14 protein-coding genes are annotated in these 12,147 nt (G+C 65.7%); 9 read left to right on the forward strand and 5 right to left on the reverse strand.

Annotation, left to right across the window (positions count from 1 at the left end; translation table 11 throughout):
- Nucleotides 1-4: 4 nt before the first annotated feature.
- From HHL13_RS11020 to HHL13_RS11035, 4 genes are all read left to right on the forward strand, one after another.
- The gene (locus HHL13_RS11020) at nt 5-292 is read left to right on the forward strand and encodes a hypothetical protein (RefSeq protein WP_169555708.1); all 288 of its coding nucleotides are present in this window, start codon (nt 5-7) and stop codon (nt 290-292) included.
- Between the two features lie 104 nt (nt 293-396).
- The gene (locus HHL13_RS11025) at nt 397-1,290 is read left to right on the forward strand and encodes an SDR family NAD(P)-dependent oxidoreductase (RefSeq protein WP_169555709.1); all 894 of its coding nucleotides are present in this window, start codon (nt 397-399) and stop codon (nt 1,288-1,290) included.
- Nucleotides 1,291-1,300: 10 nt separating this feature from the next.
- On the forward strand, nt 1,301-2,557 hold the full coding sequence (locus HHL13_RS11030) for a D-amino acid dehydrogenase (protein WP_169555710.1): 1,257 nt from the start codon (nt 1,301-1,303) through the stop codon (nt 2,555-2,557).
- 79 nt (nt 2,558-2,636) lie between these two features.
- Nucleotides 2,637-3,758: a hypothetical protein gene (locus tag HHL13_RS11035; RefSeq protein ID WP_169555711.1), complete on the forward strand. Its 1,122-nt coding sequence runs from the start codon at nt 2,637-2,639 to the stop codon at nt 3,756-3,758.
- A gap of 54 nt (nt 3,759-3,812) precedes the next feature.
- Here the strand turns inward: HHL13_RS11035 and HHL13_RS11040 are convergent, their stop codons facing one another.
- A complete protein-coding gene (locus tag HHL13_RS11040; protein WP_169555712.1) occupies nt 3,813-4,151 on the reverse strand; it encodes a DUF2794 domain-containing protein in 339 nt (112 codons plus the stop codon).
- 13 nt (nt 4,152-4,164) lie between these two features.
- Nucleotides 4,165-4,866: a serine O-acetyltransferase EpsC gene (epsC, locus tag HHL13_RS11045; RefSeq protein ID WP_169555713.1), complete on the reverse strand. Its 702-nt coding sequence runs from the start codon at nt 4,864-4,866 to the stop codon at nt 4,165-4,167.
- Between the two features lie 202 nt (nt 4,867-5,068).
- Here epsC and HHL13_RS11050 point away from each other — a divergent pair, with 202 nt between their 5' ends.
- From HHL13_RS11050 to HHL13_RS11065, 4 genes are all read left to right on the forward strand, one after another.
- Entirely contained in the window at nt 5,069-5,824 is a 756-nt protein-coding gene (locus HHL13_RS11050) for a sulfite exporter TauE/SafE family protein (protein WP_277346990.1), read from the forward strand.
- A 231-nt stretch (nt 5,825-6,055) separates the two neighbouring features.
- The gene (ahpC, locus tag HHL13_RS11055) at nt 6,056-6,619 is read left to right on the forward strand and encodes an alkyl hydroperoxide reductase subunit C (RefSeq protein ID WP_169555714.1); all 564 of its coding nucleotides are present in this window, start codon (nt 6,056-6,058) and stop codon (nt 6,617-6,619) included.
- Between the two features lie 90 nt (nt 6,620-6,709).
- The gene (gene ahpF, locus HHL13_RS11060; protein WP_169555715.1) at nt 6,710-8,284 is read left to right on the forward strand and encodes an alkyl hydroperoxide reductase subunit F; all 1,575 of its coding nucleotides are present in this window, start codon (nt 6,710-6,712) and stop codon (nt 8,282-8,284) included.
- 231 nt (nt 8,285-8,515) lie between these two features.
- On the forward strand, nt 8,516-9,418 hold the full coding sequence (locus HHL13_RS11065) for a hydrogen peroxide-inducible genes activator (RefSeq protein WP_169555716.1): 903 nt from the start codon (nt 8,516-8,518) through the stop codon (nt 9,416-9,418).
- On the opposite strand, the gene HHL13_RS11070 is transcribed toward HHL13_RS11065, so the two are convergent.
- The 3 genes from HHL13_RS11070 to pgsA are packed head-to-tail and all read right to left on the reverse strand — an operon-like array spanning nt 9,415 to nt 10,669.
- Nucleotides 9,415-9,852, reverse strand: coding sequence for a molybdenum cofactor biosynthesis protein MoaE (locus tag HHL13_RS11070; protein WP_169555717.1), 438 nt, complete (start codon nt 9,850-9,852; stop codon nt 9,415-9,417). The genes HHL13_RS11065 and HHL13_RS11070 overlap by 4 nt on opposite strands.
- Nucleotides 9,849-10,115, reverse strand: a complete 267-nt coding sequence (gene moaD / locus HHL13_RS11075; RefSeq protein WP_169555718.1) for a molybdopterin converting factor subunit 1 — start codon at nt 10,113-10,115, stop codon at nt 9,849-9,851. The genes HHL13_RS11070 and moaD overlap by 4 nt, the downstream gene beginning before the upstream one ends.
- On the reverse strand, nt 10,115-10,669 hold the full coding sequence (pgsA, locus tag HHL13_RS11080) for a CDP-diacylglycerol--glycerol-3-phosphate 3-phosphatidyltransferase (protein ID WP_169555719.1): 555 nt from the start codon (nt 10,667-10,669) through the stop codon (nt 10,115-10,117). Before pgsA ends, moaD begins: the two co-directional genes overlap by 1 nt.
- Nucleotides 10,670-10,840: 171 nt before the next feature.
- Between pgsA and HHL13_RS11085 the strand changes: the two genes are divergently transcribed.
- Entirely contained in the window at nt 10,841-12,136 is a 1,296-nt protein-coding gene (locus tag HHL13_RS11085) for an MFS transporter (protein WP_169555720.1), read from the forward strand.
- Nucleotides 12,137-12,147: the final 11 nt, after the last annotated feature.

Consider the following 12,147-nt stretch of genomic DNA (forward strand, 5'->3'; position numbering starts at 1 on the left):
TTTCATGAAGCTGATTGCTCTGGCAGCAGCCTCGTTCGTTGCCTTCGCCACGCCGGCGATGGCGCAGACCGCGCCGGACGAGCCGCCCAATGTGCAGACGGTCGATGATCCGAAGGGCGGCTATCAGCCCGCCGCGCCACTGTTCAGCACCCCGCCGACGCCGGGCGCGCAGGTGATCTTCGTGCCGAGCACCCAGACGCCGGCCCAGGCCTATCCCCCGCCCCCGCCCCAGGCGACCTATCCGATCTGCAAGCGCGGCCAGTACGACAATTGCCGCCAGCGCGGCGGCTGAACGATCAGCCGCCTGCCGGAGCCGGGGTGGCCATGATGCACCCGGTTCCCCTTTTCGCGATCCCGGCCTAGGAAGCGCTCAACAAGTTTCTCGGGAGCGCTTCCATGACCATCTCTTTCAAGGACCGCGTGGCGATCGTCACCGGCGCGGGCGGCGGCCTTGGCCGCGCCTATGCGCTCGAACTGGCGCGGCGCGGCGCGAAGGTCGTCGTCAACGATCTGGGCGGCTCGCGCGACGGCACCGGCCATTCGGACGCGGCTCTCGCCGTGGTGAAGGAGATCGAGGCGCTGGGCGGCGAAGCGATGTCGAACGGCGGCAGCGTCACCGATTACGGCCAGATGGTCGCGATGGTCGAAGCCGCCAAGGCCAAATGGGGCCGGATCGACATTCTGATCAACAATGCCGGCGTGCTGCGCGACAAGAGCTTCGCCAAGATGGAGCCCGCCGATTTCCAGTTCGTCGTCGACGTTCACCTGATCGGATCGGCCAACTGCACCAAGGCGGTGTGGGATACGATGCGCGAGCAGGGCTATGGTCGCATCCTGATGACCGCATCGTCGACCGGCCTGTACGGCAATTTCGGGCAGGCCAATTACGGCGCTGCGAAGCTTGGCCTCGCCGGGCTCACCAAGACGCTCTACCTCGAAGGCGCCAAGTACAACATCAAGGTCAACACGCTGGCCCCGACCGCGGGCACGCGCATGACCGAGGACATCTTCCCCGAGGAAGCGTTCAAGCTGTTCACCCCCGAAAGCGTCGCTCCGGCGGCGATCTTCCTCGTCAGCGAGGATGCGCCGACCAACGCGATCGTCGGCGCTGGCGCGGGCGTATTCCAGACCGCCTATGTCACGCTGACCCCGGGCGTCCGCCTGAAGGGCGACGAGCTGAGCGCCGAGGGCGTCGCGGCCCACTGGGCCGGGATCACCGACCGCACCGGCGAGATCGTGCCCAATTCGGGCGCGGAGCAATCGATGCTGATCCTGGGAAAACTGAACTGAGGCGCAGGCCATGAAGATCGCGGTGCTCGGCAGCGGCGTCATCGGCGTCACATCGGCCTGGTATCTGGCGCAGGCCGGGCACGAGGTCACCGTGATCGACCGCCAGCCCGGCCCCGCTCTGGAGACCAGCTTCGCCAATGCGGGCGAGATTTCGCCGGGCTATTCCTCGCCCTGGGCTGCCCCCGGCATCCCGCAAAAGGCGATCAAGTGGCTGCTGATGACGCACGCCCCGCTGATCCTGCGCCCGCGCGTCGATGCCGAGATGATCGGCTGGATCCTCGCGATGCTGCGCAACTGCACCAGCGCGCGCTATGCGGTGAACAAGGCGCGGATGGTCCGCATCGCCGAGTTCAGCCGCGACCGGCTGATCGAGCTGCGCGCCGCCACCGGCATTTCCTATGACGAGCGGATGCAGGGCACGCTGCAGCTGTTCCGCACGCAGAAGCAGCTCGACGGCATCGCCAAGGACGTCGCCGTGCTCCAGAGCGGCGGCGTCCCGTTCGAAGTGCTCGACCGCGACGGCTGCATCGCCGCCGAGCCGGGCCTTGCCGCGACGCGCGACAAGTTCCTTGGCGGCCTGCGGCTGCCCAATGACGAGACCGGTGACTGTTTCAAGTTCACCAATGCCCTTGCCGCACTGGCTGCAGGTCTCGGCGTCGAATTCCGCAACAATGTCGCCATCGAAGCGATCAAGACCGATGGCAATCGGGTTACGGGGGTCCGGACCGATCAGGGGATCGTCACCGCCGATCACTACCTTGTCGCGCTGGGCAGCTATTCGGCGCACATGCTGCGGCCGCTGGGCATCCGCCTGCCGGTCTATCCGGTAAAGGGCTATTCCATCACCGTGCCGATCGTCGACGCCGCCAGAGCCCCCGTCTCGACCCTGATGGACGAGAGCTACAAGATCGCAATCACCCGGTTGGGCGATCGTATCCGGGTGGGCGGGATGGCGGAGATTTCGGGCTATAACAACACGCTGCACGACCGCCGCCGCGCCACGCTGATCCATTCGATGACCGATCTGTTCCCCGGCGCGGGCGATCCCGATGCCGCGAGTTTCTGGTCGGGCCTCCGCCCGATGACGCCCGACGGCACGCCGGTGATCGGCGCGACCGGCTATGACAATCTGTTCCTGAACACCGGACATGGCACGCTGGGCTGGACGATGGCCTGCGGATCGGGACACGTCATCGCGGATCTGATGGGCGGGCGCGAACCCGCGATCGATACGGCGGATCTGGGCATATTGCGCTACCGCCGCTGACCCTGGCGGCGCACCGACCCGCCGTATTGCATCACTAATACACTCATGCTATTCTCCGCCCAACAGAGGAGGATGGCCCATGTATAGCGAAAGCGATCTCGCTGCTGCGGTGGAGGCGGGCGCAATCACGCCCGAAGCCGCCGAAGCATTCCGCAACCATATCGCCGCGAGCCGGTCTGCGCCCGCGGTCGACGAAGAGCATTTCAGGCTGCTCACCGGCTTCAACGACATCTTCGTCGCGATCGCGGCGGGGCTGATCCTGGTCGCGATCGGCTGGATCGGCGCCTATATCGGCGGGCACATCTTCAACGTCGAGCGCGAAGGTCCGGTCGAGATCGGCGCGACGATCGCCACCGGCGGCTTCTGCGTCGCGGTGACCAGCTGGCTGCTGGCCGAATATTTCACCCGCCAGCGCCGCATGGCCCTGCCCAGCATCCTGCTGCTGATCGGCTTTGCCGGGGGCGTCTTCACCGTCATCGGCGGCATCTTCGGCGCGAACATGCCCTGGCTGGCCGAACAGTTGGGTATCAGCTTCGACAACGAACTCGGCATGAAGCAGCTGGCGGGCGGCATCGCGATCATCGTCGGCGTGGTCACCGCCACCGCCACCTGGCTGCACTGGCGCCGGTTCATGGTGCCGATCACCGTGGCCGTCGGCGCGATGGCGCTTGTCACCGTCGCGGTAGGCGCGATCATGGCGTTCGTGCCGGGATCGGAAGATTGGCTCAACGCGATCGTGCTGGCCGCCGGCCTGCTGGTGTTCGCCTTCGCGATGCGCTGGGACATGTCGGATCTCGATCGCCGCACCCGCCGTTCGGACGTGGCCTTCTGGCTGCACCTCGCCGCCGCGCCGCTGATCGCGCACCCGGTGTTCCACATGCTCGGCATCTTCGATCATCAGGTGAGCGCGGGCATGGCCGCCGTGGTGCTGGGCCTGTACGTGGTGTTCGGCTTCATCGCCCTGGCGGTGGACCGCCGCGCGCTGCTCGTCTCAAGCCTCGTCTATGTGCTGTACGCGATGTACGCGCTGTTCGAGATGACCGGCGCGGTCGAGCTGAGCGCGGCCCTGACCGGGCTGGTGATCGGTTCGGCGCTGCTGACCCTCTCCGCCTTCTGGCAGCCGATGCGCCGCGGCGTGGTGGGTCTGCTGGGCGGCCTGCGCGAAAGCCTGCCGCCGACGGCCCAGCCCGCGCTGGCCTGACGCAACGATTGTCTGAGAGAAAGGGCTCGGGAGGCAACTCCCGGGTCCTTTTGCTTACTCGCCCACCAGCTTCATCAGCCGCCGCTCGACCGGCGCCAGCACCGGGCCAAGCTCGTGCCCGCGCTTCAACACGGTGCCATTCTCGCTCAGTAGCGCCCACATGCCCTGCCGGTTGCGCAGCGCGGGGCGCTTCTCGATCCGGTATTCGGGGCGCTCGGCGGCGCGGCGGAAGGCCGCGAACACCGCGGCATCGGCGTCGAGCGAGATCGCATAATCGCGCCAATGCCCGGCAGCGACCATCCGGCCGTACAGATCGAGGATGCGCGTCAGTTCGGCGCGGTCATAGCCGACCTGAGTCGGCCGGCCGACCGGAAGCGGGGTTACCGTCCCCATTCAGCGAAAGCTTTCATGCGGTATCGCGACGGCCACCCTGCTTCTCTTCCACCCCACGTCTTTCTTCGACCATAAGGTCGATCTGCTTGCGAAGCGTTTCCAGCTCGCAGCGCATGATCTCCAGCTTCTGGGTCGCGGGATCGAACATCTGGCTGCACGGCGTGCCATAGGGAACGAAGCCGGGCGACTGCGCCCCGCCCTCGACCATCACCGGACGCGCCGGGATGCCCACCATCACCGCGCCCGCCGGCACTTCCTTGGTCACGACTGCGTTCGCGCCGATGCGCGCGCCAGCATTCACCGTGATCGGCCCCAGCACCTGCGCGCCCGATCCGATGATCACCCCGTCCGCCAGCGTCGGGTGACGCTTGCCGGGGACGCCATCATCGGGACTCGTGCCGCCCAGGGTCACGCACTGGTACATGGTGACGTTGTCGCCGATCTCGGCGGTCTCGCCAATCACCACGAAGCCGTGGTCGATGAAGAAATTGCGCCCGATCTTCGCGCCCGGATGGATGTCGATCGCCGTCGCGAAGCGCGACCAGTGGTTCACCATGCGCGCAAGGAAGAACAGGTTCGCGTTGAACAGGGCATGCGCGATGCGGTGATAGCCGACGGCCCACACGCCCGGATAGAGCAGGATTTCCACGCGGGATCGCGGCGCGGGATCGCGCGCCTTGATCGAATCGAGATACGTCACCAGACGACGCAACATGGCCGGTCCCCTTTATGGGTGCCCACATAGTAGCTCAACGAGCGGAATTCCAGAACGCCTCATCGCAGCACCTGTCCCATGCACGGTAGCGGCAAGGCGCGGGACACACACATCTTGTCCCGTCTAAACACGATGTATCTTGTCGGAATTTGCGACGAACGGCATCTCCCGTCGTCCGGCCGCATGTGAAAAGGGACTAATTTTGGACGGATTCGACCTTACGGCGATCCTGCCCTTCATTGCGGTGGGCTTTGCCGCACAGATGGTGGACGGCGCGCTGGGCATGGCTTTCGGCGTCATTTCCAACACCTTGCTGCTCAGCCTCGGCGTGCCGCCCGCGGTCGCCTCGGCCGGCGTGCACACGGTGGAGACCTTCACCACCGCGGTCTCCGGCATCAGCCATGCGATCCACAAGAATGTGAACTGGAAACTGTTCCTGCGCATCGCGATTCCCGGCATGATCGGGGGCGCGCTGGGCGCGTTCGTCCTGTCGAACATCGACGCTGCCGTCGCGAAGCCCTTCATCCTGGGCTATCTCATCGCGATCGGCCTCTATCTGCTGTGGCGCAGCCGCCATTACCCGCCCAAGGAAAAGGCCCCCAAGGTCGTCGAGCCGCTCGGTCTCGCCGGCGGCTTCCTCGACGCGGCCGGCGGCGGCGGCTGGGGTCCGGTGGTGACCAGCAATCTGCTGGTCCAGGGCAGCAGCCCGCGCATGACGATCGGCACGGTCAACACCGCCGAATTCTTCGTCACCACCACCATCTCGGCGACCTTCATAACCCATCTCGGCTGGGAAGCCTTCACCGTCGCCACCGTCGGCCTGCTGATCGGCGGCGTGCTTGCGGCGCCCTTCGGCGCGCTGCTCGCCAAGCGGATCGAAGCGAAGACGCTGATGCTGCTGGTCGGTGTCGTGCTGACCGCGACGAGCCTTTACGGGCTGTACCGCGCGCTCGCCTGATCTGCTGCTTCGCATCACGGAATTTTGTGCGTCGCCAGAAATGGCGGCGCACAATTCGTTTATGGCCAGTTCGGCCTCATTTTATGAAGTGAGGCGATCAAGATACTTCGATTGATCGACCCAATCGATCACGCACAGCGGAGCTTCCGGTTTCAACTTCGCGAACCGGCTCCCTATATGCGGCATTGCAATACGAACCGTGCCGCACGGCACAAACTGGAGAAAAGCCTCATGGCCCTTATCGGTACCCCCCTCAAGCCGTTCACCGCGACCGCGTTCAAGGAAGGCAAGTTCGTCGACGTCTCGGACACCGACGTGAAGGGCAAGTGGGCCGTGTTCTTCTTCTATCCGGCGGACTTCACCTTCGTGTGCCCGACCGAGCTGGAAGACCTCGCCGACATCTATCCGACCCTCCAGAAAATGGGCGTCGAAGTCTATTCGGTGTCGACTGACACGCATTTCAGCCACAAGGCATGGCACGACACCTCGCCCGCCATCGGCAAGATCAACTATTTCATGGTCGGCGATCAGAACCACCAGCTCGCCAACCAGTTCGGCGTGCTGCGTGAAGGCGTCGGCCTCGCCGATCGCGGCACCTTCGTGCTCGATCCGGAAGGCGTGATCCAGCTGGTCGAAATCACGCCGGAAGGCGTGGGCCGCAACGCCGCCGAGCTGCTGCGCAAGGTCAAGGCAGCGCAGTATTGGGCGAGCCATCCGGGCGAAGTCTGCCCGGCGAAGTGGGAAGAGGGTGAAGCCACCCTGGCCCCGTCGCTCGACCTGGTCGGCAAGATCTAACCTCCCCCAGCCCCCTGGGTGAAGAAGCGGCCCGGGGCGGATTTACCCCCGCCCCGGGCCGTTTTGTGTCCGAATTACAGGAGTTCCAAAATGCTCGACGCCAATCTCACGCAGCAGCTCAAGGCCTATATGGTCAATATCCGCGAACCCATCGAACTGGTCGCGTCGCTGGGTGACGATGCGAAGTCGCGCGAGCTGGGCGAACTGCTGAACGAAATCGCCGCGCTGTCCGACAAGGTGTCGGTCGTCGCCGGCAGCGACAAGCGTGTCCCGAGCTTCCTGATCCGCCGCACCGGAACCGATATCGGCGTCCGCTTCGCCGGCATTCCGCTGGGCCATGAATTCACCTCGCTGGTGCTGGCGCTGCTGCAGGTCGGCGGCCACCCGTCACGCGAGGCGCAGGATCTGCTGGAGCAGGTCCGCAATCTCGACGGCGACTTCGCCTTCGAAACCTATTTCTCGCTGTCGTGCCAGAACTGCCCGGACGTGGTGCAGGCGCTGAACCTGATGGCGGTGCTCAACCCGCGGATCAGCCACACCGCGATCGACGGCGGTCTGTTCAAGGACGAAGTCGACAGCCGCAAGGTGATGGCCGTGCCCACCGTGTTCCTCAATGGCGAACCCTTCGGGCAGGGCCGGATGGAGCTGGGCGGCATCGTCGCGAAGCTCGACAGCGGCGCGGAGGCCAAGGCAGCCGAGAAGATCAAGGCGAAGGATCCGTTCGAGGTGCTGGTGATCGGCGGTGGCCCCGCCGGCGCGGCCTCGGCCATCTATGCCGCGCGCAAGGGCATCCGCACCGGCGTCGTCGCCGAGCGGTTCGGCGGGCAGGTGCTCGACACGATGGGGATCGAGAATTTCATCTCGGTCAGCCACACCGAAGGGCCCAAGCTCGCCGCGCAGCTCGAACAGCACGTCAAGGATTACGACGTCGACATCATGAACCTTCAGCGTGCCGAGAAGCTGATCCCGGCCAAGTTCGAAGGCGGACTGCATGAAGTCGTGCTGGCCAATGGCGCATCGCTCAAGTCGAAGACGATCATCCTCTCCACCGGCGCGCGCTGGCGGCAGATGGGCGTGCCCGGCGAGGACGAGTATCGCAACAAGGGCGTGGCCTATTGCCCGCACTGCGACGGCCCGCTGTTCAAGGGCAAGCGCGTCGCGGTGATCGGCGGCGGCAATTCGGGCGTCGAGGCGGCGATCGATCTGGCCGGCATCGTCGCGCACGTCACGCTGATCGAATATGACAGCGATCTGCGCGCCGACGCGGTGCTTCAGCGCAAGCTGGCGAGCCTGCCCAACGTGAAGATCATCACCTCGGCGCTGACCACCCGCGTCGATGGCGACGGCGAGAAGGTCTCGGGCCTCGTCTATAAGGACCGCAACACCGGCATCGAGCATGACGTCGCGCTGGAAGGCATCTTCGTCCAGATCGGCCTCGTCCCGAACACCGAATGGCTGAAGGACTCGATCGCCCTGTCGAACCGCGGCGAGATCGAGATCGACGCGCGCGGGGAAACGTCGCAGCCCGGCATCTTCGCTGCGGGCGACGCGACGACGGTACCGTACAAGCAGATCGTGATCGCGATGGGCGCGGGTTCGACCGCAGCTCTCTCGGCGTTCGATTACCTGATCCGCCTGCCGGAGCCGGTGGCCGAGGCGGCGTGACCTATTCCTCCCCCAGATCGCTGGGGGAGGTGGCATCGCGAAGCGATGACGAGGGGCCGCCGCAAAGCGGCGGTGTAGTTCTCCTGATAGCGAGCACCGCCGCGCTTCGCCCGGCGGCCCCTCCACCACCGGCTACGCCGGCGGTCCCCCTCCCCGAGCAAGCTCGGGGAGGAATTGTATTGATCGCCCGCATCACTTACATCCCGCCCCATCAATCGACCGGACCGATCAATGGCGCAAACCTACCTCCCGACGCTCAAGCAGCTCCAATATCTGGTCGCGCTGCATGATTCCGGCCATTTCGGCCGCGCGGCGGAGGCGTGTTTCGTCACCCAGTCCACCCTGTCCGCCGGCATCCGCGAGCTCGAAACGCTGATCGGCGTGGTTCTTGTCGAGCGCACCCGCCGCGTCGTCCGCTTCACGCCGCTGGGCGAACGGATCGTCGACAAGGCCCGGCTCGTCCTGCGCGAAGCCGACGAGCTCGGCGACATGGCCCGCGCCGCCGGCCGCCCGCTGTCGGGTGAGATGCGGATGAGCGTGATCCCCACCATCGCCCCCTTCCTCCTGCCGCGCATCCTGCCCCGGCTGCGCAAGGAATATCCCGACCTCAAGCTGTTCCTCCGCGAGGAAACGAGCAGCCAGGCGTGCGAAGCGCTCAATCATGGCCGCGCCGACTGTGTGCTGCTGGCGATGCCCTATGCCTGCGGCGACGTCGAAATCGCGCCTCTGTTCGACGATGCGCTCTACGTCGCCTTCCCGCGGGACGAGCCGAACATGCGCGATCCCGCGATCCGGCCCGAGGACATCGACGCGACGCGCCTGCTGATGCTCGAGGACGGGCATTGCCTGAAGGATCACGCGCTGGCCGCGTGCAACCGCCCCGAACTGCGCGCCGAAGCGACGATGATGGGCACCTCGCTCCACACGATGGTGCAGATGGTCGACAACGGCCTCGGCGTGACGATGCTCCCCGCGATGGCGGTGGACGCCGGCATCCTCGACCACACCAACGTCGCGGCGCGCCCGCTGGAGGCCGAAAACGCCTCGCGCAAGATCGCGCTGGCATGGCGCAAGGCCAGCCCCCGGGTGGAGGATTTCAGGCTGCTGGCAGGCGTACTGGCGGCATCGCGCTAGACCCAGCGCCCCGCTGCGGCTTCGTCACTGGCTTTCGCTTCGACCCAAGCCGAAACCTCGCCGCGCTTCTCATGCTTCCAGAAGGGCGCGTCGGTCTTCAGCCGGTCGATCAGATAGGCACAGCTTTCCAGCGCTTCCTTCCGGTGCGCCGCCGCGGTCGCGATGAACACGATATGGTCGCCCGGCACCATCGGTCCCACGCGGTGAACCACGGTCACCGCCAGCAAATTCCACCGGACGAACGCTTCCTCGGCCATCCCGATCAGCGCGCCTTCGGTCATGCCGGGATAATGTTCCAGCGTCAGTTCGGTTACGCCGTCGTCGGCGCGGACCGATCCGGTGAAGCTGGCGATGCCCCCCGCCCCGCGCGCCTCTGCGCCCGCAATCTCGGTCGCGAGGTCGATCGGCGCGGGCTGGACCGAAACGCGGATCATCCGCCCAGCCCCTCACCACCCGTCACCGGCGGAAAGATCGCCACTTCCTTCGCGCCGCCCAGCTCGGCGTCGAGCGGCACGAACCGCTGGTCGATCGCCGCACGCAGCCGCGCCGGTTCGGCAAAGGCTTCGGCATGGCCCGGGCTGCGCGTTGCCAGCCAGCAGATCAGGTCGGCGACATTGACTACCGCTTCAGGAGGATCGACCTGCTCGGCGCCGGTCCCGATCCGTTCGCGGACCCAGGCGAAGTACAACAGGTCCATCACGTATCCATGTGCTTCAGGCCGATCCGCAGATAGTCCCACCCGGTGATCGCGGTCAGCGCGGCGGCGATCCACAGGAACACCAGCCCCGCCGGATGGACCCATTCCCAGCTGGGCATGGCCGGCGCGAAGATCAGGAAGCCCAGCGACCCCAGCTGGAACGCCGTCTTCCACTTGGCCAGCTGCGACACCGGCATCGAGACCTGGATGCCTCCCAGGAACTCGCGCAGGCCCGATACCGCGATCTCGCGGATCAGGATGATCAGCGCCGCGATGACGTGCAGGCCGGGGATCACGCCCTTGGCGCACAGCATCAGGATCACCGCCGCGATCATGATCTTGTCCGCGATCGGATCGAGGAACACGCCCAGCTTCGACACCGTGCCCTGCGCGCGGGCGAGATAGCCGTCGAAATAGTCGGTCACGCCCATCAGCGCGTATATCGCGAAGGCGATGGCGTATCCCACATCCCATTCGGGCCACCACAGGAACGCAGCAAGCAGCGGCACCGTAACGATCCGCGACAGGGTGAGGATGTTGGGCAGGGTCAGCATCTGGGCGATGTAGTCCTTTCGTCTCGCTGGCGAAAGCGGGCGGCTCACGGTCTTTGTTCCGCCCCATCGCCGCACCGCGCGAAGCCAATGCGGCATTAACGCATTGAAGCCCCTTGCCTGCCTCGGCTATGCCCTGCGCCAATTCGCCACGGCACAGGGCTATCTTCCCGCATGATCACTTCGGTCGGCCTGCTCAAGCAGCGGCGCTTCCTGCCGCTGTTCGTCACCCAGTTCCTGGGCGCGTTCAACGACAATCTCTTCAAGAACGCGATGGTGTTCTTCGCCACCTATGAGATCTACAAGAGTGTCGAGGCGGAGACGCAGTTCAGCGCGATCGCCACCGGCCTGTTCATCCTGCCCTTCTTCCTGTTCTCGGCACTCGCCGGCCAGCTGGCCGACAGCTACGACAAGGCCCGCATCATGCGGATCATCAAGATGGCCGAAGTGCTGATCATGCTGGTCGGCGCGACGGGCATCTTCATCGGCAACCTGCCGCTGATGCTCGTGGCTCTGGTCGGCATGGGCATCCATTCGACCTTCTTCGGCCCGATCAAATACGCGATCATCCCGCAGCATATGGCGCCCGACGAGGTGCTGGGCGGCACCGGCCTGGTCGAGGCCGGCACCTATATCGCCATCCTGGGCGGCACGATCGCGGGCGGCCTGCTCGATCCGCACGTCGCGGCGGTCGCGGTGGTAGCCGTGGCCGGGATCGGCTGGTTCTCGTCGACCCACATCCCCACCGCGCCGCCAGTGACGAAGCTCAAGCTCGACTGGAACATCTTCCGCTCGTCCTACCGACTGATCGCCGCGACGCTGCACATCAAGCGGCTGTACCTCGCGATCATCGCGATCAGCGTGTTCTGGACGATCGCGGCAGTGCTGGCCGTGCTGTTTCCGCCGCTGGTGAAGAACGTTTTCCATGCCCAGAAGGACGTGGCCAGCGTGTTCCTGGGCATCTTCTCGGTCGGCATCGCGATCGGCTCGGTGATCATCAACCGGCTGCTCAAGGGCAAGGTCTCGGCGCGCTATGCCCCGCTGTCGGTGCTGGCGATGGCGATCTTCGTGTTCGATTTCTATCTCAGCGCGCGCGGCTGGTCGGGCACCCCGGAAAATCTGGCGACGACCCGCGAATTCCTGTCGATGCCCGGCACGTGGCGCGTGCTGCTCGATCTCATCATGATCGCCATCACCGGCGGCATGTTCGTGGTACCGCTCTATGCCTTCCTCACCACCACCGTCGACAAGTCGCAGACTTCGCGCACCGTGGCGGCGAACAACATCGTCAACTCGGCTTTCATGGTGTTCGGATCGGTCGGCATCCTCGGCGTGACCGAGGTCGGCGTCAGCGTCTCCGACGCGATCCTCGTCGTGCTGCTGCTCTGCGTGATCTCGGCGCTATGCGGCTGGCGGCTGTATCAGGCCGAGAAGGCGCACGAGATGGACAGCACCGTCAGTCTCGACTGAGGCCCGGCGGG

Source organism: Sphingomonas sp. G-3-2-10, from assembly GCF_012927115.1.
Lineage (GTDB): Bacteria > Pseudomonadota > Alphaproteobacteria > Sphingomonadales > Sphingomonadaceae > Sphingomonas.